Below are 23,290 nucleotides of genomic sequence, written 5' to 3'. Positions count from 1 at the left end.
AGCTTAATGAAGACAGACAAGAAACAGAACCAATACCGCGTTAACGAACAGATTCGTGTACGAGAGGTCCGCATTGTAGGCGAGAGCGGATCCACGGTGATGCCTACAAGAGAAGCATTGGATATGGCTCGTCAGCAGGGTGTTGACCTTGTGGAGATTTCGCCTAATGCTAATCCTCCTGTGTGTCGTCTCATTGACTACTCTAAGTTCCTCTACCAGCAGAAGAAACGTGCAAAGGAAATGAAAGCCAAGCAGGTGAAGGTGGAGGTGAAGGAAATTCGTTTCGGACCTCAGACCGATGAGCATGACTATCAGTTTAAACTGAAGCACGCAAAGGAATTCCTTGAGGAAGGTAATAAGGTTCGTGCGTATGTGTTCTTCCGTGGTCGAAGCATCCTGTTTAAGGAACAAGGCGAGGTGCTGTTGCTGCGTTTCGCAAACGACTTGGAAGAAGTTGGTAAGGTTGAGTCAATGCCAAGCCTTGAAGGAAAGAAGATGTTCCTTTATCTGGCTCCTAAGAAAGCTGGTGTGGCAAAGAAGAGTCAGCAGGCTCGTGACCGTGAAGCTATTGAAGCAGAACAGAAGAGCCAGAAATCTCAGGCAGAGGTTGATGTGGAAACACCCGCAAATGGTGGGTTGTTTGCAAATGCCAAGATTAGTGCCGATGCACTGAAAAAGTTGACTGAGACTGACGAGTAATAATAAAAAGAAAAAGAAGGTGGCGCGCCCGGTATATGCGTAGCTGCCGATTATTAATAACAATTTTAAATTTTAAAAACAATGCCAAAAGTAAAGACAAATTCCGGTGCCAAGAAGAGATTCTCATTCACCGGTACAGGTAAGGTTAAGAGACACCACGCTTACCACAGTCACATTCTGACTAAGAAGACTAAGAAGCAGAAGCGTAACTTGGTTGGTTCAACAATCGTTGATCAGACCAATATGAAGCAGGTTCGTGACCTGTTGTGTCTCCGTTAATTAACCCTATTGTCTAACATTTAAAGTAAAGAAACTATGCCAAGATCAGTAAATCACGTTGCATCAAGAGCAAAACGTAAGAGAATCCTGAAACTTACTCGCGGTTACTTTGGTGCCCGCAAGAATGTTTGGACAGTAGCGAAGAATACCTGGGAGAAGGGTCTGACCTACGCTTATCGCGATCGTCGTAATAAGAAGCGTAACTTCCGCGCACTGTGGATTCAGCGTATCAACGCTGCCGCTCGTCTGGAGGGTATGAGCTATTCTAAGCTGATGGGTGCTCTGTCAAAGGCTGGTATCGAGATTAACCGTAAGGTGCTCGCTGACCTCGCTCTGAACAACCCCGAGGCTTTCAAGGCTATCGTTGAGAAGGTAAAGTAAAAGATTCTATTTAGAATGATTTAAGGAGAATGTATGCAAGTACATTCTCTTTTTTTTTGTTTGTGACAACCATGTCGTTTTCTTTAGGTCATTTCTGCATAATTGTTGCAAAAATAGCCGATTTGGTGTGATTTTGTTGCTATTTCGTTGATAAAAGTAAAAAAAATGCGTTTTAAATGCGTTTTTTAATAAAAAAAAGTTGAATTTATAAAAAAATGTATTACTTTTGCAACTCAAATTGAAAGAAACGTAGAAATGTGTCATTTTTAATGGCCTTAAACTAAGAGATTTTAAAAACAAACATAAGAACGGTAAAAGATTGAAAAGATTTATTGAGATTTTATGGAGAAAAGACTAACAGCATTCTTGGTAGGCCTATTCCTCTCATTGGGAGTTACAATAGCGCAGAACAAGATTTCGGGTACGGTCGTCTCGCAGGATGACGGAGAACCGATTATCGGTGCCACTGTGAAGGTGGCAGGCAGTACACAGGGATTGACTACCGACATTGACGGTAAGTTCACTATTTCAGTTCCAGCAGGTAAAAAGTTGGAGTTTAGTTACATTGGTTATAAACCACAACGCCTTACACCTAAGAATGGCATGAAGGTAACGCTTGTTTCTGATGCTAAACTTATTGACGAGGTTGTTGTTACAGGTGTGATTAAGCAGGATAAGCGTATGTTTACCGGTTCTGCTACGAAAATTGACGCTGATAAGGCAAAGCTTTCAGGTATGGCTGATGTCAGTCGTTCCTTGGAAGGTCGTGTTGCAGGTGTGCAGGTAACCAATGTGAGTGGTGCTTTTGGTGCTGCTCCTAAAATTCGTGTTCGTGGTGCAACATCTATTTATGGTAACTCAAAGCCTCTTTGGGTTATCGATAATGTGATATACGAGGATAACGTTGACGTGTCAGCAGACGAACTTTCTTCTGGTGATGCTAAAACCCTGATCTCATCAGCAGTAGCCGGTCTTAACTCGGATGATATTGAGTCATTTACGATTCTGAAGGACGGTAGTGCTACCTCTATATATGGCGCGCGCGCAATGGCTGGTGTGATTGTTATTACAACCAAGCGTGGTGCGAAGGGTCGTGCTTCTGTTAATTATACAGGTGAGTTCTCTACTCGTTTAAAACCCAGCTACCGTGATTATAACATTATGAACTCTCAGGAGATGATGGGTGTTTATAAGGAAATGGCTGACAAGGGTTGGTTGCAGATTGAGACCATGGCCAATGCACAGAACACAGGTGTTTATGGCTATATGTTCCAGCAGCTTCGTAAGTATGATGAGACCTCTGGTAAGTTTGGTCTTATTAATACTGAAGCAGCACGTAATGCGTATCTGCAGGAGGCTGAATTCCGTAACACAGACTGGTTTGATTTGCTTTTCTCGAGTGCCGTGACTCAGAATCACTCAGTTTCTGTTTCAAATGGTACAGAGAAATCTCAGACTTACTTGTCTATGTCATTAATGAATGATCCTGGTCAGTATGTTAACCGCAGTAAAGTAAGACGTTATACCTTTAATGCCAATACTTCTTATGATATTCGTAAGAATTTGACAGTGAAGTTGGCTGCTCAGGGTAGCCATCGTTCTCAGGAGGCTCCAGGTTCTTTGAATCAAACAACTGACGTTGTTACTGGTGAGGTAAAGCGTGACTTTGATATTAACCCATTCAGTTACGCCTTGAATACTAGCCGATGCTTGGATCCTAATATTAATTATACTCGTTTCTATACAGGCTTTAATATCTTTGATGAGTTGGAGTACAACTACAATGATATTTCTGTGAATGAGTTGATGTATCGTGGTGAGGTTGAGTATAAGCCTATTCAGACTGAAGAAAACAGCTTGACGTTGAGTGGCTTGATTTCAACACGTATCTCTCATACTCGTCGTCATCATAATGTGATGGACAAGTCAAACCAGGCAAATGCTTATCGTGCAGGTGTTGACGCAACTGACGATAATTCAACTGTTCGTGATAACAACAGTCTGTTGTTCACGGATCCTGAAGATGATTTGGCTCTGCCTGTATCTATACTTCCTAATGGTGGTATCAAGTATCAGAACGATGATGTGATGCGTTCGTATTTCTATCGTGCTATGGCAGAATATCGTGGCAATTTCAGCGATAAACACCAAATTAACGCCTTGGCTGGAACGGAGCTTTCAAAGGTGCGCCGTACTGCAAATACCTGGACTGGTTGGGGATACCGTTATGATTATGGTGGTATCACGGATACGCCATATCTGTGGATGAAGCAGATGAACTTGGAGAATACTGATTATTTCAGTGAGAACTTCACACAGAATAATACCTTGGCTTTCTATGGTCAGTTGGCTTATAACTTGATGCAGCGTTATACCATCAACGGTACATTGCGTTATGAGGGAACCAACCGCTTGGGTAAGGCAACATCTTCTCGCTGGTTGCCTACATGGAATGTCAGTGCCAGTTACGACATGACAAGTGAGCCATTTATGCAGCAGTTCTCTAGTTGGTTGTCACAGGTTAAGTTCCGCGGAAGCTACTCTTTGACTGCCGATACAGGTCCTTCATGGGTGACAAATGCTACGGCTATCTATAAAACACGTAATAGATGGCGTCCAACAACTGCTACTCGTGAACCCGAGATTTATATCTATCAGATTGCAAACACTGAGCTTACTTTTGAGAAGAAGCACGAGTTTAATATTGGTGTAGACTTAGGTTTCCTCAATAATCGTATTGCTTTGACTGCTGATGTCTACTGGCGTAATAACTTCGACCTGATTGGTCAGACCTTTACACAAGGTGGTGGTGGCGAAACCTTTAAGTATGCCAACGTTGCCGACATGAAGTCTAATGGTGTGGAACTTGGTCTTTCTACAGTGAATATTCAGAATGCCCACTTCAAGTGGACCTCTGACCTGGTTTATTCAAAGGCTAAGAACGAAATTACTAACTTGAAGACCGCTGGTCGTGTGGTTGACTTGGTAACTGGTACGGGTTATGGCGTAGAGGGTTATCCCGTACGTGCGCTCTTTAGTTATCAGTTTGATGGTCTGACTTCAGAGGGTCTGCCTAAGGTGATTAACGAGAAAGGTGTATCTACTATGGGAGATGTTAACTTCCAGGAGACACAGGATATTACTAAGTATTTGGTTTACGAGGGGCCAACTGATCCAACTTGGTATGGTTCGTTCAATAACTCATTTACCTATACCTTTGATAAAGCTGGTAAGTTGAACTTGGATGTATTCATCACCTATTCTGGTGGTAATGTGGTGCGTCTGGACCCTGTGTTCCGTTCAAGCTACTCAGATCTTTCAGCGCTGCCTCGTGATTTTAAAAACCGCTGGATGGCTCCTGGTGATGAGTTGACAACCAACATTCCTGTTATTGCTTCACGCAATCAGCTTGATCGTTATGGTAGTACAACCCTTTCACAGGCATACAATGCCTATAACTATTCTACGGCTCGTATTGCTAAGGGTGACTTTGTTCGCCTGAAGGAAGTTGCTATTACTTATACTTTCCCCCAACAGTGGGTTTCTAAGAGTGGCTTCTTAAGCAATGCTTCTGTGAAACTGGCTGCCACCAACCTATGCCTGCTCTATGCCGACAAGAATTTGAACGGTCAGGATCCTGAGTTTGTTAACTCTGGTGGTGTGGCATCACCTATCTCTAAACAGTTCACAGCAACCGTTCGTCTGGCTTTCTAAAATAAATCAGCATTTAACTAATTATGAAAAAGAACTATATATATAAAGGTATAAAGGCCATCGCTCTGTTCTTGATGGTAGCAAGTCTTACTTCTTGCTTCGATGCATTGGACGAGGTGCCTGATAACCGTACAGAAATTGATAGTCCCGAAAAGGTAAGATTACTGCTTGTGTCGGCTTATCCTCAAGAGACACCGGCTCTGTTGTGTGAGCTTTCGGGTGATAACTACATTGACGATAACGTGGTGGTTCCTGCCACTCACAATGACGCAAGAAGTAAATGGCATGAAGAGGCTTACCAGTGGAAGGATATTAATAACTACTCTATGGGTGAGCAGGATACGCCTAATCAGGTGTGGGAGACATATTATGCTGGTATCTCAGTATGTAATCACGCTATTCGTGCTATGCTTGAAATGAGTGACGATCCTGCCAACGATTTGGAATTGGCTCATTCATGGGGTGAGGCTCACGTGCTTCGTGCTTATCTGCATTTCGTTTTGGTGAATACTTTTGCTGAGGCTTATAAGGATGAGACAATGAGTGCTGCTGATCGTGGTATTCCTTATGTAACAAAACCAGAGACTACGGTGCATGTGGACTATACGACATCTGAGTTCTTGCACAGTGTGAAGGAAACTTATGATTTGATTGAGAAGGATCTTCTTGAGGGTATTGACTTGATTGATGATTCTAAGTATAAGGTGGTAGCATATCACTTTAACAGAAATGCAGCTAATGCATTTGCAGCTCGTTTCTATCTGTATAAGCGTGATTATGATAAGGTTATCTACTATGCTGATCAGGCATTGGGTACAAATCCTTCATCTATGTTGCGTAAGTGGAATACCATTAATACCAACACGATGGACTCTCGTTTGAACTGGTTTAATGATCATCAGGCTCCCTGTAACTTCTTGATTCAGTCTACATACTCTGTTCAGGACCGTATGTTGTCTGCATGTCGTTTCGCTATCAATAATGGTAAAGTGTTTACTGATAATGATGGACGTAAGTGGACTGTTCCTTCAACGTTGAAGTCACTCATCGATGGTGGTGGTCCAAACTGGAGTGGTCAGTTGCCCGCCTTCGACAGTAACCTGTTCATCTTTGGTGGTCAGGAATTTGGCGTTTGGTTGTTCCGCGTTTACGAGTATTTCGAGTATACCGACAAGATTGCTGGTATTGGATATGTTCACATGCTCTATCAGCCGTTTACTGCCGATGAGACCCTGCTTTGCCGTGCTGAGGCAAAGCTCTATAAGGGAGATCAGGCTGGTGCTATCCAAGACCTTGGCTTTTGGACAACCTATCATGGTGTAACGAGTGCTTTGAGTTTATCAGGAATTAAGGGCAAGTATGCTCATGATGGTAAGCACGATGATTATGTCAGCGCTATTCATCCTGCAGAGATGGGCTTTGAGAAGGTTCTGACAGGCGATGATCTGGCAGTACTTGATTGTATCCTGCACTTCCGTCGTATTGAGACTATGTTTGAGGGCTTGCGTTGGTATGATATCAAGCGTTATGGTATAACTGTTTATCACCACTATCGTGGTGCTAATGAGGATGAAATCCATACAGATTCCTTGACTTACAATGACCCCCGCCGTGTACTTCAGGTGCCTAACAATGTAATGGAGGCTGGCTATCCTTCAAACCGTGGTACAGGTGCTATGGGTGGATCTGGCGGTGGTGGTTACCAGAATCATGCTCTTGAGTCAACACCTCTTCCTTTTCAGTCAAAATAATAATTAGATTACGATGAAAAAGATATTATATTTTTTCCTGGCTGCTAGCATGGGTGTCGTCATGACATCATGTAGCAATGATGATGATTTTACAAGCACCATCTTTGATACAACAACGGGGGCTGTTGATACAACTTCTGCTACGGCTCCCTTTGATCAGTGGCTCTACGATAACTTCGTGGTGCCTTATAACACGGAGATTCAGTATAAGTTTAATCTTCCGGCTTCGAGTATGGATTATCAGCTGACTCCCGCCGATTACAAGAAGTCGCAGTTGTTAAGTCATTTTATCAAGTACTTGTTCTATGATGTATATAATAAGTATGGTGGTGATGACTTCATGAAGAAGTATGGCCCGCGTATGTTCCACTACATTGGTTCTGCTGCTTATGCTCCGTCTACTGGTACAGAGACGTTGGGTTATGCATCGGCAGGTGTAAAGATTACGCTGATTAATGTGAACAACATGAAGTATTGGACTCCTGAGTCACCATATACAGATGCTGATATGGATCAATTGAATAAGGACCAATTCCACGTTATGCACCATGAGTTCTCGCATATCCTGCATCAGACAAAGAGTTATCCTGTTGCTTTCGGTCAGGTTACATCTGGTACTTATCAGCCTCGCGATTGGCAGAAACGTGATTCTATTGAGACTCATATGCTGGGTTATTTGACTCATTATGGTTCTTCTGCAACCTATGAGGATTTTGTGGAGACTTTGTCTTGCACAATTACTGACACCGACTACCGTTGGATGACCACTATTATCGAGGCTTGTCTGAATGGTGGCGTAAAGACTGGTGATAAGGAAGCCGTGTATGAGTTGATAGACTCTCTTGGTATTCGCAACTTTGACGATCCTAATATGGTATGGAATAAATTCTCAATCTATAAAGAGAGTGCATTGAATGAACAGACAGGTGAATATGACAGTACTCGTCTTGTTCCAGGTTTCCATCTAGACGAAGCTCGTTCAAAGAGTGAGGTTTCTTTGAAATTTGAGAAAGTTAAGGATTTTACTTCGTTTAGGGACTATCTGGATAAATGGGTACAGCTTGATAAAGAAGATAAGGCTGCAGGTATTAATGCAATCCTTAAGAAAATATCGATTGCCCAGAAATGGCATAAGGAGAAGTGGGGATTGGATTTGTTCCAACTTCGTAAAGAGGTTCGCGAACGTCAGGACAAGGTGAATGACTACGTCAAGAACAATGTGACCATTTATGATTTGAAATAAACGTTGAATCACAGAAAGAAAGATAATTATGACATATAAGAAATTATTTCTCGCACTTCCGGTCGCAATGATGACGGTTGCTCTCACGACTAGTTGTTCTTTTGAACAGGACGAGTATTTTGATGAGAGTGCATCGTTGCGCGTTACCCATCAGAATGAAACTATCAAAAATCGTCTTGTTGCTCAGAGTGCTGCAGATAAGTATGGTTGGGTTATCCAGTATTTTGTAGCAGGTACCGATGACTATAACTTTGAGGGCTTCAACCTCTTTGGTCGTTTTAATAATAATGGTACTGTTACTTTGGCAAGTGACCATAAGTTCTTGCGTAATGGTAATGCCGGAAAATACACTGAGCATACCAGTTATTATGATATGTTGGCAGAAGAAGGTTCTGTACTTGCGTTTAACACATGGAACGATATTCTTACTGTTTTTGTCGACCCTGTGGATCCTACTAAGGCTCCTGGTCAGCTTGTTAATAATGGTGAGGGTATGTATGGTGACCAGAATCTTGTTCTGAAGAAACTTGGTGACACAGATATTCAGTTTTATGGCGAACGTCATGGTGCTATAACTCGTTTTGTTCCTTGTGATCGTCCCTGGCAGCAGTATATTAACGATACTCAGGATATGAAGAAAAGTATTACGACATCAACTTTGAATGACTATTATGTTGTTAATGGTGCAGATACTTTGTTCTTTACAGAGCTTAATAAGGGATTGTTCACCTATGCAGAGCGTATTCAAGACCCTCTTCAGAAAAAGACGCTTAAGTGTGTATTCACACCTAAGGGTTTCCGTCTTGAACGTCCAGATTCGTTGGGAGATGCTGCTTTCCAAGAATTTTCAATATCTGATGATCAGACTTGCTTACAGAGTGAGGATAAAAAGGTGAAAGTTATTGCATGCTGGGATACTTATATCATTAATGGTCCTTCAGATTGGCGTATTGATCCCGAAAGTTTTACGCCAGAGCAAACAGCTCTTTATCAACAAATGGAAGCAGAAGTTAAAAAGGTTAATAATGCTTACGTTCTAGATAGTATCTTGATAGGTCATGCAAATGAACTCCAAGACGATAATACCACAAAAGTTTGTCCTGGTTTGTTCTTGTATGTTCATGGTCCAAAGAAGATGGGACGTGTACCACAGTATAAGCCTTATATTGATATGGCAATTAATAGACAAATGTTTGGTAAGGTGGAGTTTGTTAATCTTGGTAATGAGCACATGACGGAGAATATGAAAATGTTTAAGGATACGAATCTGAAAGAATTGTGTGAGCAGTTTGCTGAGACCATTTATGGCTCGTATGATATTGTGCCAAATGATTATTTCCGTCCGACAAGTGCTGTCTTGAATCCTGTTGAGAGTGGTAATGCTATCAGGTTGCGTTTGCAACCCATTGTGGAATAACGCGTATGAACATTTTAGATATTTTTTATTAATTTAAAAACAAAGTAATTATGAAGAAGATTTTACTTGTTGCCGCTGTCGCACTTGTAGCTGTAAGTGCATCAGCAATGAATCGTAACCATGATTCAAAAAATGGTTTGATTAATGACAAAAAGGTTGTAATGACTACTCCTGGCGCATTTAAGAATATGTCAGAGAAGATGGCAGCAATGAATGCTTTCTATTCTACGGACAACATGACGCGTAAGGTAGGACAGATTTTGAAATCAAATCGTGCAGAGGAAGCAGAGCCTCAGTTGATTCCTTCTTATTCAAGTTGGACATATCACTATACAACCCTTTTGGGTGGTTTTATTCCTCAAATTATGTATAGTGACGCTAGTTTCCTTGTAAAAGATGGTAAGGCTTATCTTGCACCTTTCGCAAACTTGGGTTATGTAGAGGGTGTAGTAGAGACTGTTCCTAGTCAATATGGTGAGGGTATTGACTCAATTACTTTCACTGCAAGTCAGATTGCTGTTTATACTAATAAAGAGACTCAAGAAAAAGTAGAACTAGTACTTGAACCCTGCTATATTAGTAATTACACTCCTTATCGCTTGGGTGAGAAGACATTTGGCGCCTATTATATTGCAGAAACAAATGAGCTTTATCTTCCCTCAACTGTCGCCTTGTTTGAGAAGGATGAAACCAAGACCGATATTTTTGATGAGGATTATGTAGCACGTCGTTTGTATCTGACTCCTAAAGATGATATGAATCAGTATATTTCTAAAGGTACTGTGTCATGCACCAGCTATTACGGATCACAGTATAATTACTCTGGTAATGTGGAAGTATATCTGGGTGATGGCGTATATAACATAAAAGGTTGTGACCCTGAGAGCCAGAAAGCATGGATTGAGTTTGATGTAAGAGATGATGATCAGTCTGTTGCAGATGTAATTGAAAATCAGTTTGTTGCTCGATATAATTTCTATAATGATGAATCTCGAACAGAAACACATCCTGGAGATGTTGTAACTGTTGGTCTTGTTCAGACAAATGGAGAGCTTACTGGCTTCAATAAGGATAATGATTATGTTTCAACCTATAAGATTACAGATAATGCAGACGAGACTACCACGATTGAGAACACCGCAGGAACATGCTATGGTGATTATGTCTTTGAGGATGCTGCATATGGTAATGGAGGAATGATGAACTGTGTTGATATGAAAATCACTATCACATATGAACCCGTTTATGCAGGTATTAATGATATCGCTAAAGAGCAGAATGCTAAATATGCTGGCGCAACATTCAATCTGAATGGTCAGAAAGTTAATTCTAATCAGAAGGGTTTTGTTGTTCGCGATGGCAAGAAGTTCTTTGTGAAGTAATCATAAACTACCTTTTTATATATGAGGGAAGGCTTTTTTATAAGTCTTCCCTTTTTGTAATTGTATGTTTGTAACAATTTGAACTTATTATTTGGCTATTTTGATAAAAAGTGTTACCTTTGTCAGCCGAAATACTAGATTTATGAAGAAAATATTCATTTTTTTTGCTCTGGCCATCACATTTGGCATTCAAAATGTGAGAGCTGTTCCTGCATATAAAGGTGCAGTAAAGATTAAGCAACCTGATGGTACAACTGTTACTATTAGTTTGCATGGTGATGAGTATATGAATTACTATACGACTGAGGATGGCTATTCTATTACGAAGAATGATAAGGGTGGTTATGTCTATGCGGATTTAAAAAATGGTCAATTGCTACCGACTGCACTTATTGCTCATGATATAAATGAACGATCTTTATCAGAAAAGGCATATCTAGATGGCGTTAAGAAGTATCTTGCTCCTGAGATGACAAAAAATGCTGCTGAGGAAAAAAGTAGGGAGTTGTCAAGACGAGCTCAAACTCTTCAGAAGACTCATAATCGTGCAGCACAATATGATTATAACAATTTTCGTGGACTTATTATTTTGGTGGAATTCAATGATAAGAGTTTCTCGCGTTCGGACTATGATTCTATTGCCAACGATATCGCTAATGCAGAGAATTATTCTGGCTTCAGTACGCAATATCCGTTTACAGGTAGCGTTCGCGACTACTTCAATGATATTTCAGGTGGCCTTTTTAAACCTGAGTTTGATGTGGTCGGACCTGTGAAAATCAATAGAAGCCAGTACTATCCAAGGCAAACGGAAAAGTCTGCTCAGGTGGTTTGTGATGCATTAACCGCTGCTGATTCTAAAGTGAACTTTAGTGATTATGATCGTGATGGAGATGGCATGGTGGATATGATATATTTCATCTTTGCAGGTCATGGCTCTAATTTCGGCGGAAGTGATGAACGTCTTATCTGGCCTCATGCTGGTCAAGTGTATAATCCTCAGACATACTCTTATGTGAATAAGGATGGTGTGTGGATGGGACGTTATGCTTGTTCAACAGAGTTGTATGGCCCTTCTACGCAAACACAAAACATTATTGACGGTATTGGAACTATTTGCCATGAGTTTAGTCATGTACTAGGTCTGCCGGATTTCTATGATACGGACTACGAGGGAAGTGGCGGCCAGAGTAATCATCCTGATGATTGGGATATTATGGCTGGTGGTAGTTACCACAATTATAGCCGCACCCCTGTGGGTTATACGCTTTATGAACGCAGTGCTATAGGTTTTGCTGAACCGGTGCTGATAGATAGCGAAGGCTCGTATACTTTGCAGAATGTATCTTCCAATACAGGTTTTCGTTTAAATACCCGTCAGAATAACGAGTATTTCCTTTTGGAGAATCGCCAAAAGGATAAATGGAATCTGTATGCACCTGGACATGGTATGTTGGTGTTCCGTGTTGATCGAACGAATGTTGGTGTGTGGAATGACAATAAAGTTAATGTTAATCCTGTGCATAATTATTTTGAGTTGTTACGTGCAGGAGGAGTACAGGGCTCCGCTTCATCCTCGGATCCTTTTCCTGGTAAAAAAAAGGTGCGAAAACTTAATAACACGACTTCGCCAGCGAATCTCAAAACATGGGCTGGCAGGGAATCTCCTTGGGGACTAGATAATATTGCCGAAGTTAATGGTGTAATTTCGTTTGATGTGGTTGACGTAAACGTGCTTACCAGTGTGAATCTCCCTGATACTGTCTGCGTAAATGTTGGACTGGATTATGCGTTGACTGTGGAATGTTATCCAGAGGAAGCTCCATGCTCGTTAGTATGGACTTCCAGCAATGAGAATGTGGCTACTGTCAACGAGAATGGCTTGGTAACAGGAAAAAGCGCAGGAACGGCTATTATTTCTATCGTAGCAAATAATAATGTACAGTTGACAGACTCTGTAGTTGTGCAAGTTCGTGATATGGAAGAATTTAATAGCATCCAGTTGTTCAAGGATATGGCTAATAATGCTGGCGTACTTAAACTTAATAATGCTCAGGTTTTGTATGTGCATGGGTCTGATGTATATTTGCGTGATTCAACAGGTAGTCTTGTGGTTGTAGGTAATCAAATGAACTTGAAGCAGGGGGATGTCGTAAATGGTTCTCTTTACGGCTATAAAGATACAAGAGCAGATATGCTACTTATGCTTTTAATTGATACAAACAAGAATTTTGTTTCATGTAAAGAAGAGGAGAATGTACCACAACCTGCTGTCTTGAATGTTGGAGATGTCACAGATGATTATTATGCAAATTTAATTACTATTGTTGGAGGACAGGTTAAGACCAATATGAGAGGCGTGTCATTTATTACTGATGGTACCAATAGTTTGCGTGTCTTCAATACTTTTGGATTGAATGATGTAACTATTCCCCAAGGAGGTACAAGTCAGAAATATGATTTTACGGGAATCCTGACTGTTTGTAACCATCAAGGAGTCTTGTATAAAGAGTTTGCGTTGTTGAATACACCCGTAGAATCTGTCGTGAATAGTATTAACTTTTCTGAAAATAATGATACGCAGACCTCTATCTATACTCTAGATGGCCGTCGTGTGCAGAATATGACGAAGCCTGGCTTCTATATCATTCATCAGGGACAAGAAAAAAGGAAGGTCTTCATTAAGTAAAGACCTTCCTTCTATAGGGATAAGCACTGCAGATTAATCCTCTGCGAGTTGCATCAGATACTGGCCATAGCCGTTCTTTAGCATCGGCTTGGCCAGTTCTTTTATTTGTTCCTTGTTAATCCAACCTTGTTTGTAGGCAATCTCCTCCAGACATGCCACCTTTAAGCCTTGTCGCTTTTCGATGACTTCAATAAAGGTGCTAGCTTCGGCCAGAGAATCGTGTGTGCCAGTGTCGAGCCATGCAAAGCCACGCTGAAGTGTCTGTACCTTCAGCTTCTTCTGTGCCAGATACTCTTGGTTGACGGTGGTGATTTCCAACTCACCGCGAGCACTTGGTTTGATGTTCTTGGCAATCTTTACCACACTGTTTGGATAGAAGTAGAGACCTACTACAGCATAGTTTGATTTCGGATTTTGTGGCTTCTCTTCAATGCTCAGGCAGTTACCTTCCTTGTCAAACTCCGCCACGCCATAGCGCTCAGGGTCGTTGACATAATAACCAAAGACAGTGGCCAATCCATTCTTCTCGGCGTTTTCAACACTCTCGCGTAGTAAACCGCTGAAGCCTGAACCATAGAAGATGTTGTCACCCAATACTAGGCAGGCGCAGTCGTCACCAATAAACTCCTCGCCAATGATGAATGCCTGAGCCAGTCCGTCGGGCGATGGTTGCTCGGCATATTCAAAGTGAACGCCCAAATCACGACCGTCGCCCAGCAGGCGTTGGAATCCTGGTAGGTCGTAGGGGGTCGAGATGATAAGAATGTCACGGATGCCAGCCAGCATCAATGCCGATATAGGGTAGTAAATCATCGGCTTATCGAAGATAGGAATTAGTTGCTTCGATATGCCTTTGGTGATGGGGTAGAGGCGTGTGCCGCTGCCTCCCGCTAATACGATGCCTTTCATTTTTTCTCGTTTTTAGTACAATTTCGCTTGCAAATATACGAAATATTTGAATAATTTCGTAACTTTGCACGCAAATATTAGAATTTAACGTTAAAGAAATGAGTATTATAAGTAAAATCCTAGGAAAAAAGGAGGAACAGAAGGTAGGTGGCATGGAGGATTTCATGACACTTATCCGTGTATATTTTCAGGCTGTGATGGCGGCCGATTTGGGCATCACGAATCTAAACGCATTGCCCGACTTGCGTGTATTTAAAACAACACTTCGTGTGCCTACTCAGGGCGGAAAACTGGGTATTGGTGAGAAGGCACGTTGCAAGAAGATGCTGAAGGAACTCTACGAGATGGATGATCAGTTTTTTAAGGAAATTGATCAAAGCATCCATCGTCGTTGTAAGAAGATTCAAGATGTGCAGACCTATCTGCTGCAGTTCCAGACATTTGTTCAGGATGTGATGATGTTGTCGGGCAATCTGATGAAGTTTAAACTCCGTTTGCCTGGTTTCTTCAAGAAGGCCATCTATGCAGCAACAGAGAAGACCGTTCACGATATCTTTAATAAGAACGATTATAAGGACGCAGGCGTCCTGAAAACAATCGTCTCAATTCGTGAGATTGACAAGCGTCTTGGCTTCTCAGAGAAGTGGACCACAGATTTTGTTTATCGTGTTGTGATGCTGGCAAAGAAAGAAAAGCAGCCTCAAACAGCCGACAAATGATTAATAAATATTAAATATGTAGAGCGAAAGTGGGCATTTTAATTAATTTTGTTTACTTTTGTGGAATAAAAGTATAGGCATGACTCAGAATGAAAAGGTTTTAGCCACGTTTCAGACCCGTATACGGCAGATGATTCTTCGGTTTCAAGAACTGAAAAAGGAGAATTCAGATTTGTATGCGATGATGGACGAGAGCGATAAGCGCATCAAGCAGCTCGAGGCAAAACTGGCACAGCAGGAGCATGACTATCAGTCGTTGAAGATGGCCCGCATGATGGAAATCACCGATGGAGACTTGGAAGGTGCCAAGGATCGGGTGGCTAAGTTGATTCGCGAGGTCAATAAATGTATTACCGTCCTGAGTGACGAGAAGTAACAGACGAGACGATAAATGGCAGAGGAAAGTGTACTCAATATAAAGTTGCACGTCTACGACGAAGAAATTGCAATGAAGCTCCACAACCGTGAGGATGAGGAGTACTATCGTGCAGCGGCCAAACTTATCACCGAACGCTATGGTGCTTATGCACAGGTTTACCGTGGCCGCAAGAGTGATCATACCATCGCTCTGATGACTCTTATTGAGATTGCTTTGCGCTATGAAAAGGAGTTGGCAAAGAACGACACTAAGCCTTATGATAATATTCTCTCTCAGTTAACTTCCGAAATCGAGGACGCGTTGAAGTAAACAAAGATGTAGAATATTAACAACCTATATATATTATTTATGGACATTATCTATGTTATTTTAATAGCCGTTTCTACGCTTATTGTGGGCGTGGGATGCGGATATGTTGTATTTCTGAAGGTTATCAAGGGAAAATACAACGCCATGGTTGATGCTGCCACAAAAGAGGCAGACGTCATCAAAGAAAAGAAATTGTTGGAGGTTAAGGAGAAGTTCCTCAACAAGAAGAGTGAACTCGAAAAGGAGGTGCAGCAGCGCAACCAGCACATCCAACAGAGTGAGAACCGTTTGAAGCAGCGTGAAATCTCTCTGAATCAGCGTCAGGATGAACTCGGACGCCGTAAGAACGAGCTTGACAACCTGCAACAGCGCATTGACAACGAGAAGAAGGCTTTGGCCTTGAAGCAGGAAGAGTTGGGAAAGATGCAGCAGAAGGAGCGTGAGAAACTGGAGGAACTTTCTGGACTGAGCGCTGAGGAGGCTAAGAACCGCTTGGTGGAAGCCATGAAGGACGAAGCTCGTACCGATGCTGCCGCTTATGTCAACGAGATCATGGACGAGGCTAAGTTGAACGCCAATGCTCAGGCCAAGAAGATTGTTATCCAGACCATTCAGCGTGTGGCTACAGAAACAGCCATCGAGAATAGTGTGTCTGTTTTCCATATTGACAACGATGATGTGAAAGGCCGCGTTATTGGTCGTGAGGGTAGAAATATCCGTGCTCTTGAGGCAGCTTGCGGCGTGGAAATCGTGGTTGATGATACGCCCGAGGCCATCGTTATCAGTGGTTTCGATCCTGTTCGCCGTGAGGTTTGTCGTTTGGCACTCCATCAGTTGGTGAGCGATGGACGTATCCACCCCGCTCGCATCGAGGAAGTGGTTGCCAAGGTGAAGAAGCAACTTGACAACGAGATTATCGAAACTGGTAAACGTACAGCTATCGACTTGGGTATCCATGGTTTGCATCCTGAGTTGGTACGTATCATCGGTAAGATGAAATACCGTTCAAGTTATGGCCAGAACTTGCTGCAGCACGCTCGTGAGACCGCTAATCTCTGTGCAGTGATGGCTTCAGAACTTGGTTTGAACCCCAAGAAAGCTAAGCGTGCTGGTCTTCTCCACGATATTGGTAAGGTGCCCGATGAGGAGAGTGAGATGCCTCACGCACTTTATGGCGCAAAGATTGCCGAGAAGTACAAGGAGAAACCTGATATCTGTAATGCAATTGGTGCACACCACGACGAGATGGAGATGCAGACGCTGTTGGCTCCTATCGTACAGGTATGTGATGCTATCAGTGGTGCTCGTCCTGGTGCCCGTCGTGAGATTGTTGAGGCATACATCAAGCGTCTGAACGACCTTGAGGCTATTGCCATGAGCTATCCTGGCGTTACCAAGACCTATGCTATCCAGGCTGGTCGTGAGCTTCGTGTCATTGTCGGTGCCGACAAGATGGACGATGCTGAGACCGAGGCACTGAGCGGAGAGATTGCAACAAAGATTCAGAATGAGATGACCTATCCAGGTCAGGTGAAGATTACCGTTATCCGCGAGACAAGATCCGTTGCTTATGCAAAGTAATAAGCAATTGTTTAGTTGATAAAAAAATCAGGCAGTCAAACGACTGCCTGATTTTTTTGTTTTTATTCTATCTTTATTTTGCTTCTTCCATATCACCTTCGATATAGAGGCGCGTCATTTCCACTTTACCATTCGTGCGAACGGTGATAGACTTCTTAAAGTGTCCAGGGAACTTGCCTGTTCCGTTGTAAGTTACCTTCAGTTGTCCCTTCTCGCCTGGCTTAATAGGATCCTTTGTGTATTCTGCCACTGTGCATCCGCAAGAGGCAATAGCCTGATTGATAATCAGGTTCTGCTCGCCAACGTTGGTGAAGTTGAAGGTGCAGTTTACCACGGGTTCTTTCTCTGAGAACTTTCCAAAGTTATGAGTCAGCGTGTCGAACTTAATCTCGGCTGGCTGCTGTGCCATTGCGGTCATGCCGCTAATAAGCATCATTGTAAAGAGAATGAGTTTCTTCATATCGTTTTCGTTTATGTTTTCTAATTATTTGACGCAAAAGTACAAAAAAGTTAATAAAACAAAGTGCTAATTTAGGAGTTTTTAAATTTAGTTAGTAGTTTATAATACTCTGTCGCTCCTAATAAGAAGCATCCTGTGCCATAATCTTCGAAGTCGGGCACACGGGTGTAGCTTAATGGCTGACCGTCAGAAGGATCCTTTCCTGTGCCCTGCATCCACCCAAGAAAACCATCACTATGAACGCTGGTCTTCACCATGGCAGCCCAAGCTTGGTCGCAGGCTTCGCGATAGTCTTTCGCTTTAAGTAGTCCGTTGCGAATGCCCCATGCCATGCCGTAGAGGAAAAGCGCAGTACCACTTGCTTCCGTCATGGCATAGTTTGTAGACACCAAACTAGGATTCCAGAAACCATCTTCGCGTTGGCATTTCTTCAAGCCCTCGCTCATCATAAGGAAATCCTTCTTCAGTTCCTTATAAGCCTTATCTTTCTTGTCCAACTGGTTCATACAGCGCACCAAGGCAGCATACACCCAGCCATTGCCACGACTCCAATAGCAGTCCTTGCCGTCAGGCTCTTTATAAGGAGGCACATAGTCGGCATCACGCCACCACAGTCCGTCTTTTTCGTTGAAGAGTCCACCGCCACACTCGTTTCTGCTCCAGCGATACATTTGCATGGCGTGGTCACGATATTTCTCTTCGCCCGTTATCTTGTAAACCTGCATATATACAGGCATTGCCATCTGGATGGCGTCTATCCATGTCCACCAGCCATATATAGAGCTATTCTTCGGATTAGCCCTCTCCATCTGCTGGTCCAAGTTCTGCAGCGTGGTGGATAGAATCTTCTCGTTCTTGTTCTGTGTATAACGCATCAAGTATGTCTGTTCGCAGCACTGGTCGTCAGCGTCACAAGTCTTGATGCCATTTCTTGGTGTCCATTGGTGAAACGAGGCCCAGCGGTCGGTATAGTCCATGTAGCGTTGCTGTGGGTCTATATCATTAAGTGCCATAAGTCCCTCATAATAGACGGCGCGTGTCCATAAACTTGATGGTCTCACCTTCTTAACATTCGTTGGTAGGGTAGGGTCGGCGTATTTCGACATGAAGTAGTCGTTCACCTTCTGGGTAGTGCTCAGCACCTGTTGAGCCGTATTTTGGGCCGACAGTGTTGCAGCCGTCATCAACGCACCCCAAAGAGCAGCTATTTTTCTCATTTTTGTTTTAGTTTTTAGATTTTGTGCCGCAAAGTTACTAATAAGTCCTTAAACCACCAAATAATATCCGTAAATAAGCTATTTTGCGTCTAAGTGTTTGTGCGATTAAATAAAAAGCAGTACCTTTGTGGCAGTAAAATGACATAATAAACATCATAACAATGAACAACCTCAAACTATGGTGTGCAAGTCTTTTGACTTGTGCCGCCCTAAATGCTACAGCCCAAACTTCGTCGTGGACAGCCGACAATGGTAATGGCACGTTTACCAACCCCTTGTTCTACGATGAGTTCTCCGATCCCGATGTTATCCGTGTGGGTGAGGACTATTATTTGGCGGGCACTACAATGCACTCAGTGCCAGGCCTTGTTATTCTTCATTCCAAAGACCTTGTGAATTGGGAGAACGTCAGTTATTGCTTTGATCGCTTTGATTTTGCCGACGACAAGTTTGCCTTAAAAAATCATCAGGAAATTTATGGTCAGGGCATATGGGCCCCTTGCATCCGCTATGCCAACGGCATGTTCTATGTCTTCTCAAATGTCAATGGCAAAGGTTTGCAGTGCTATACCAGTGAAAAGATTGAAGGTCCATGGAAGCATCACAACATGCAAGGAAATATTTACGACCTCGGCGTGCTGTTTGATGATGATGGAAAGATTTATGCCATTCATAAGTATGGCGAGGTACATTGCACAGAGTTGAAACCCGATATGAGTGGTCCTGTAGAGGGTAGCGACCGTGTGATTATACCCGAAGGCGCAGGCATTGGCGAGGGCCATCACATGTATAAGATTAACGGTATGTATTATCTCATCTCTACCGATTACTCTCCCAACGGTCGTACACTCTGCTCACGCTCTAAGAGTATCTGGGGACCATACGAGACACGTGTCATCCAGGCCGACGAGACCTATGGCTATCATGGAGTCGACCGTACGATAGTACCACGCGGCACTAAGTATCGTATCGGTGACGATGGCACTAAGTTTGGCGTGTCGCATGCCGGCCCTGATGCCACAGGTTGCGATAATGCCCATCAGGGTGGCATCGTTCAGGCAACCGATGGCTCTTGGTGGGCCCTCTTTATGCAGGACTTCCATTCTGTTGGCCGAACAGTCTGCCTGATGCCCATGACATGGAAAGACGGATGGCCCATGGTCGGCTTGGAAGGTAATCTCGGTCGTGCACCTCGCACGTGGTTCAAGCCCGCAACCCAGTCTGTTGCTGCGCCACAGCAACAAACATTGACTCATGCGCCATATAACCGTTGTGAGAACTTTGATGGCAAGACCTTGGGTCGCGTATGGCAGTGGAACCATAATCCAGAGGAAAAGATGTGGAGTCTGAAGGGAGGCAAGCTCCGTCTGAATACAATGCCTGCCGAACAGTTGATGTGGGCTCGCAACACATTGACACAGCGCGTTGTTGGTCCCAAGAGCATCGCTACCGTTGAACTCAGTGTCAAGGGAATGAAGGATGGCGATGTCTGTGGTCTTGGTAATATCAACGTGCCTTGCTCGTGGATTGGTGTTGTGAAGAATGGTAAGAACCTCACCCTTCGTTGCTTCGAACAGATGACCAACGATACCATCGATGTGGCTATTCCCAGTCTGTCAAAACTATGGCTTCGCTGCATTGGCGAGTACGATAATGATCAAGCCCAATACGCCTATTCCCTTGATGGCAAGGAGTATAAGACCCTCGGCCGTATGATGCCGTTGACCTATCAGCTCATCACATTCCAGGGCTCGCGCCATGCGCTCTTTGCCTTTAATGTCAAGGGAAAGAATGGCGGATATGCCGAGTTTGACAACTTTATCGTGGAGGAGCCTTGCGCCGATCGCCATGAGAATATTCCTTATGGAAAGACTATCCGCATCATTAATAAGTCAACTAATCGACCCGCCATTGCTCTGAAGCATGGCCTGCTATATGATACCCATGCTGGCGACAAGAGTGACTTGACCAAGTTCCGTGTGATTGACCGTCAGCAGGGACGTGTTGTCCTTCAGTGTGTCGATGGCCGTTATATCAAGGTCTATGGCGAGGGATTGCCTGGTGATGTACGCTTCACCACCGACCCAAAAGAAGCCGAGGAATTCCTTTGGCAGGACTATCTTGACCACGACTTCATGCTCCTCTCACTCACGAGTCATCGTTATCTTGGTAAGAGTCCCACCACGGGCAGTCCCTATTCAATGGACTACACCGGCCCGGACCCTGCCCGTCGTAATGGCGCCGTACTACATTGGGAAGAATAATCTTTTTCTATTTTTTAGCAGTTAAAGTTGGCGTAAATTACGGAAAAATATGTAACTTTGCACCTCAATAGAAAAAACATAAAATAAAATATGTATAGAACTAAAACTTGTGGTGAGCTTCGTCTCACCGATGCCGGCCAGGAGGTAACATTGGCTGGATGGGTGCAGCGCACTCGAAAGATGGGAGGCATGACCTTCGTCGACCTGCGCGACCGCTATGGAATCACACAGTTGGTATTCGACGAATCTGGCGATACGGCTCTTTGCGACCGTGCCAACAAACTGGGACGCGAGTTCTGTATTCAGATTAAGGGTAAGGTTTGCGAGCGTCAGGCCAAGAACCCCAAGATGCCCACTGGCGATATCGAGATTATGGTGAGCGAGCTGAATATCCTGAGCGAGAGTCTCACACCGCCTTTCACCATTGAGGATAATACCGATGGTGGCGATGATATCCGCATGAAGTATCGTTATCTCGACCTGCGTCGTTCGGCTGTTCGCAAGAATCTCGAGTTGCGCCATAAGATGACTATCCTCATCCGCAACTTCCTCGATGCTCAGCAGTTCATTGAGGTAGAAACTCCTATCCTCATCGGTTCTACTCCCGAGGGTGCTCGCGATTTCGTGGTGCCCAGTCGTATGAATCCCGGTCAGTTCTATGCACTGCCCCAGAGTCCTCAGACCTTGAAGCAGCTGTTGATGGTTTCAGGTTTCGATCGTTATTTCCAGATTGCCAAGTGCTTCCGCGATGAGGACCTGCGTGCTGACCGTCAGCCCGAGTTCACTCAGATTGACTGTGAGATGTCGTTTGTCGAGCAGGAAGATGTGCTTCAGATTTTCGAGGACCTGGCTCGTCATCTGTTCAAGGAGATTCGTGGCATCGAGTTGCCCGCCCTTCAGCGTATGACATGGCACGAGGCTATGCGTCGCTTCGGTTCCGATAAGCCCGATCTTCGTTTCGGCATGGAGTTCGTGGAACTCATGGACGTACTCAAGGGCACAGGCACATTCCCCGTATTCAATGAGGCCAACTATATTGGTGGTATCTGTGTGCCTGGTTGCGCTGATTACACCCGCAAGCAGCTCGACCAGCTCACCGAATTTGTTAAGCGTCCTCAGGTAGGAGCCAAGGGTTTGGTTTATGTGAAGTTCAATGCCGATGGTACTGTGAAGTCATCAATTGATAAGTTCTACGAGCCCGAGGTATGGCAGAAGGTGAAAGAGGCGATGGGTGCCAAGGATGGCGATCTTGTGCTGATCCTTTCTGGCGACAATGCCAATAAGACCCGTGTGCAGCTCTGCACCCTTCGTCTTGAGATGGGCGATCGTCTGGGACTTCGCGATAAGGATAAGTTCGTGTGTCTGTGGATTGTCGACTTCCCCTTGTTCGAGTGGAGCGATGAGGAGCAGCGCCTTATGGCTACTCACCATCCGTTCACAATGCCTAACCCCGACGATATTCCATTGCTCGACAGTGCTCCCGAGAAAGTACGTGCTGTGGCCTATGACTTCGTTTGCAATGGCGTTGAGGTCGGTGGTGGTTCACTCCGTATTCACGATGGCAAACTTCAGGAGAAGATGTTCCAGATTCTGGGCTTCACCCCCGAGCGCGCCATGGCACAGTTTGGCTTCCTCATCAATGCCTTCAAGTATGGAGCACCTCCTCACGCTGGTCTCGCCTTCGGTCTCGACCGTTTCGTGAGTCTTATGGCAGGTCTCGACAGCATTCGCGATTGCATTGCATTCCCCAAGAATAATAGTGGTCGCGACGTGATGCTCGATGCTCCTGGAGAACTGGATCCCAAACAGTTAGAGGAGCTGAATTTGCAGATTGACTTACGTCAAGAATAGTTAAAATTTTAGTAGAAACCGTTATCTTTTAGCTAGTTTTCTTAAC

18 protein-coding genes are annotated in these 23,290 nt (G+C 43.8%); 15 read left to right on the top strand and 3 right to left on the bottom strand.

The window, feature by feature from the left end:
• Window positions 1–6: 6 nt before the first annotated feature.
• The 9 genes from infC (at window position 7) to M1D30_RS08345 (ending at window position 13,555) form a co-directional block, all read left to right on the top strand.
• Complete coding sequence (infC, locus tag M1D30_RS08385; RefSeq protein WP_248502913.1) at window positions 7–699, top strand: translation initiation factor IF-3; 693 nt, start codon at window positions 7–9, stop codon at window positions 697–699.
• A gap of 81 nt (window positions 700–780) precedes the next feature.
• The gene (rpmI, locus tag M1D30_RS08380) at window positions 781–978 is read left to right on the top strand and encodes a 50S ribosomal protein L35 (RefSeq protein WP_091816336.1); all 198 of its coding nucleotides are present in this window, start codon (window positions 781–783) and stop codon (window positions 976–978) included.
• Window positions 979–1,014: 36 nt separating this feature from the next.
• A complete protein-coding gene (gene rplT, locus M1D30_RS08375; RefSeq protein WP_248502910.1) occupies window positions 1,015–1,359 on the top strand; it encodes a 50S ribosomal protein L20 in 345 nt (114 codons plus the stop codon).
• A 342-nt stretch (window positions 1,360–1,701) separates the two neighbouring features.
• Entirely contained in the window at window positions 1,702–5,073 is a 3,372-nt protein-coding gene (locus tag M1D30_RS08370; protein WP_248502908.1) for a SusC/RagA family TonB-linked outer membrane protein, read from the top strand.
• A 23-nt stretch (window positions 5,074–5,096) separates the two neighbouring features.
• Complete coding sequence (locus M1D30_RS08365; RefSeq protein WP_248502906.1) at window positions 5,097–6,824, top strand: RagB/SusD family nutrient uptake outer membrane protein; 1,728 nt, start codon at window positions 5,097–5,099, stop codon at window positions 6,822–6,824.
• Between the two features lie 13 nt (window positions 6,825–6,837).
• Complete coding sequence (locus tag M1D30_RS08360) at window positions 6,838–8,067, top strand: substrate import-associated zinc metallohydrolase lipoprotein (protein ID WP_248502903.1); 1,230 nt, start codon at window positions 6,838–6,840, stop codon at window positions 8,065–8,067.
• A gap of 67 nt (window positions 8,068–8,134) precedes the next feature.
• Window positions 8,135–9,484: a DUF4302 domain-containing protein gene (locus M1D30_RS08355; RefSeq protein ID WP_248502901.1), complete on the top strand. Its 1,350-nt coding sequence runs from the start codon at window positions 8,135–8,137 to the stop codon at window positions 9,482–9,484.
• Window positions 9,485–9,534: 50 nt separating this feature from the next.
• Window positions 9,535–10,866 (top strand): hypothetical protein, encoded by a 1,332-nt coding sequence (locus M1D30_RS08350; protein ID WP_248502899.1) that lies wholly within the window; start codon window positions 9,535–9,537, stop codon window positions 10,864–10,866.
• A 142-nt stretch (window positions 10,867–11,008) separates the two neighbouring features.
• On the top strand, window positions 11,009–13,555 hold the full coding sequence (locus M1D30_RS08345; protein WP_248502896.1) for a M6 family metalloprotease domain-containing protein: 2,547 nt from the start codon (window positions 11,009–11,011) through the stop codon (window positions 13,553–13,555).
• Window positions 13,556–13,588: 33 nt separating this feature from the next.
• On the opposite strand, the gene rfbA is transcribed toward M1D30_RS08345, so the two are convergent.
• A complete protein-coding gene (gene rfbA, locus M1D30_RS08340) occupies window positions 13,589–14,464 on the bottom strand; it encodes a glucose-1-phosphate thymidylyltransferase RfbA (RefSeq protein ID WP_248502894.1) in 876 nt (291 codons plus the stop codon).
• A gap of 98 nt (window positions 14,465–14,562) precedes the next feature.
• Between rfbA and M1D30_RS08335 the strand changes: the two genes are divergently transcribed.
• The 4 genes from M1D30_RS08335 to rny all read left to right on the top strand — a co-directional run bounded on the left by M1D30_RS08335 (window position 14,563) and on the right by rny (window position 17,452).
• Complete coding sequence (locus M1D30_RS08335) at window positions 14,563–15,183, top strand: hypothetical protein (protein ID WP_248502892.1); 621 nt, start codon at window positions 14,563–14,565, stop codon at window positions 15,181–15,183.
• 79 nt (window positions 15,184–15,262) lie between these two features.
• The gene (locus tag M1D30_RS08330) at window positions 15,263–15,559 is read left to right on the top strand and encodes a hypothetical protein (RefSeq protein WP_248502889.1); all 297 of its coding nucleotides are present in this window, start codon (window positions 15,263–15,265) and stop codon (window positions 15,557–15,559) included.
• A gap of 15 nt (window positions 15,560–15,574) precedes the next feature.
• Window positions 15,575–15,871, top strand: a complete 297-nt coding sequence (locus M1D30_RS08325) for a cell division protein ZapA (RefSeq protein WP_248502887.1) — start codon at window positions 15,575–15,577, stop codon at window positions 15,869–15,871.
• 39 nt (window positions 15,872–15,910) lie between these two features.
• On the top strand, window positions 15,911–17,452 hold the full coding sequence (gene rny, locus M1D30_RS08320) for a ribonuclease Y (RefSeq protein ID WP_248502885.1): 1,542 nt from the start codon (window positions 15,911–15,913) through the stop codon (window positions 17,450–17,452).
• Between the two features lie 73 nt (window positions 17,453–17,525).
• Here rny and M1D30_RS08315 read toward each other — a convergent pair whose 3' ends face one another.
• Together M1D30_RS08315 and M1D30_RS08310 are read right to left on the bottom strand one after the other, a co-directional pair.
• A complete protein-coding gene (locus M1D30_RS08315; RefSeq protein ID WP_248502883.1) occupies window positions 17,526–17,912 on the bottom strand; it encodes a DUF1573 domain-containing protein in 387 nt (128 codons plus the stop codon).
• A 71-nt stretch (window positions 17,913–17,983) separates the two neighbouring features.
• Window positions 17,984–19,129, bottom strand: a complete 1,146-nt coding sequence (locus M1D30_RS08310; protein ID WP_248502881.1) for a glycoside hydrolase family 88 protein — start codon at window positions 19,127–19,129, stop codon at window positions 17,984–17,986.
• Between the two features lie 161 nt (window positions 19,130–19,290).
• Between M1D30_RS08310 and M1D30_RS08305 the strand changes: the two genes are divergently transcribed.
• Both M1D30_RS08305 and aspS read left to right on the top strand, forming a co-directional pair.
• Complete coding sequence (locus M1D30_RS08305) at window positions 19,291–21,393, top strand: glycoside hydrolase 43 family protein (protein ID WP_248502879.1); 2,103 nt, start codon at window positions 19,291–19,293, stop codon at window positions 21,391–21,393.
• Between the two features lie 90 nt (window positions 21,394–21,483).
• Complete coding sequence (aspS, locus tag M1D30_RS08300; protein ID WP_248502877.1) at window positions 21,484–23,244, top strand: aspartate--tRNA ligase; 1,761 nt, start codon at window positions 21,484–21,486, stop codon at window positions 23,242–23,244.
• Window positions 23,245–23,290: the final 46 nt, after the last annotated feature.

Source organism: Prevotella sp. E15-22, from assembly GCF_023204875.1.
Lineage (GTDB): Bacteria > Bacteroidota > Bacteroidia > Bacteroidales > Bacteroidaceae > Prevotella.
The sequence above is the reverse complement of the archived record's forward strand: the minus strand, read 5'-3'. Positions and strand labels throughout refer to the sequence as shown.

Bases quoted from the DNA above. Each gene is read 5' to 3' on its own strand.
- M1D30_RS08345 (WP_248502896.1), top strand. From the start codon at position 11,009: ATGAAGAAAATATTCATTTTTTTTGCTCTGGCCATCACATTTGGCATT.
- M1D30_RS08330 (WP_248502889.1), top strand. From the start codon at position 15,263: ATGACTCAGAATGAAAAGGTTTTAGCCACGTTTCAGACCCGTATACGG.
- M1D30_RS08370 (WP_248502908.1), top strand. From the start codon at position 1,702: ATGGAGAAAAGACTAACAGCATTCTTGGTAGGCCTATTCCTCTCATTG.
- M1D30_RS08355 (WP_248502901.1), top strand. From the start codon at position 8,135: ATGATGACGGTTGCTCTCACGACTAGTTGTTCTTTTGAACAGGACGAG.
- M1D30_RS08315 (WP_248502883.1), bottom strand. From the start codon at position 17,912: ATGAAGAAACTCATTCTCTTTACAATGATGCTTATTAGCGGCATGACC.
- rny (WP_248502885.1), top strand. From the start codon at position 15,911: ATGGACATTATCTATGTTATTTTAATAGCCGTTTCTACGCTTATTGTG.
- rplT (WP_248502910.1), top strand. From the start codon at position 1,015: ATGCCAAGATCAGTAAATCACGTTGCATCAAGAGCAAAACGTAAGAGA.
- rfbA (WP_248502894.1), bottom strand. From the start codon at position 14,464: ATGAAAGGCATCGTATTAGCGGGAGGCAGCGGCACACGCCTCTACCCC.
- M1D30_RS08365 (WP_248502906.1), top strand. From the start codon at position 5,097: ATGAAAAAGAACTATATATATAAAGGTATAAAGGCCATCGCTCTGTTC.
- aspS (WP_248502877.1), top strand. From the start codon at position 21,484: ATGTATAGAACTAAAACTTGTGGTGAGCTTCGTCTCACCGATGCCGGC.
- rpmI (WP_091816336.1), top strand. From the start codon at position 781: ATGCCAAAAGTAAAGACAAATTCCGGTGCCAAGAAGAGATTCTCATTC.
- M1D30_RS08350 (WP_248502899.1), top strand. From the start codon at position 9,535: ATGAAGAAGATTTTACTTGTTGCCGCTGTCGCACTTGTAGCTGTAAGT.
- M1D30_RS08310 (WP_248502881.1), bottom strand. From the start codon at position 19,129: ATGAGAAAAATAGCTGCTCTTTGGGGTGCGTTGATGACGGCTGCAACA.
- M1D30_RS08305 (WP_248502879.1), top strand. From the start codon at position 19,291: ATGAACAACCTCAAACTATGGTGTGCAAGTCTTTTGACTTGTGCCGCC.
- M1D30_RS08335 (WP_248502892.1), top strand. From the start codon at position 14,563: ATGAGTATTATAAGTAAAATCCTAGGAAAAAAGGAGGAACAGAAGGTA.
- M1D30_RS08325 (WP_248502887.1), top strand. From the start codon at position 15,575: ATGGCAGAGGAAAGTGTACTCAATATAAAGTTGCACGTCTACGACGAA.
- M1D30_RS08360 (WP_248502903.1), top strand. From the start codon at position 6,838: ATGAAAAAGATATTATATTTTTTCCTGGCTGCTAGCATGGGTGTCGTC.
- infC (WP_248502913.1), top strand. From the start codon at position 7: ATGAAGACAGACAAGAAACAGAACCAATACCGCGTTAACGAACAGATT.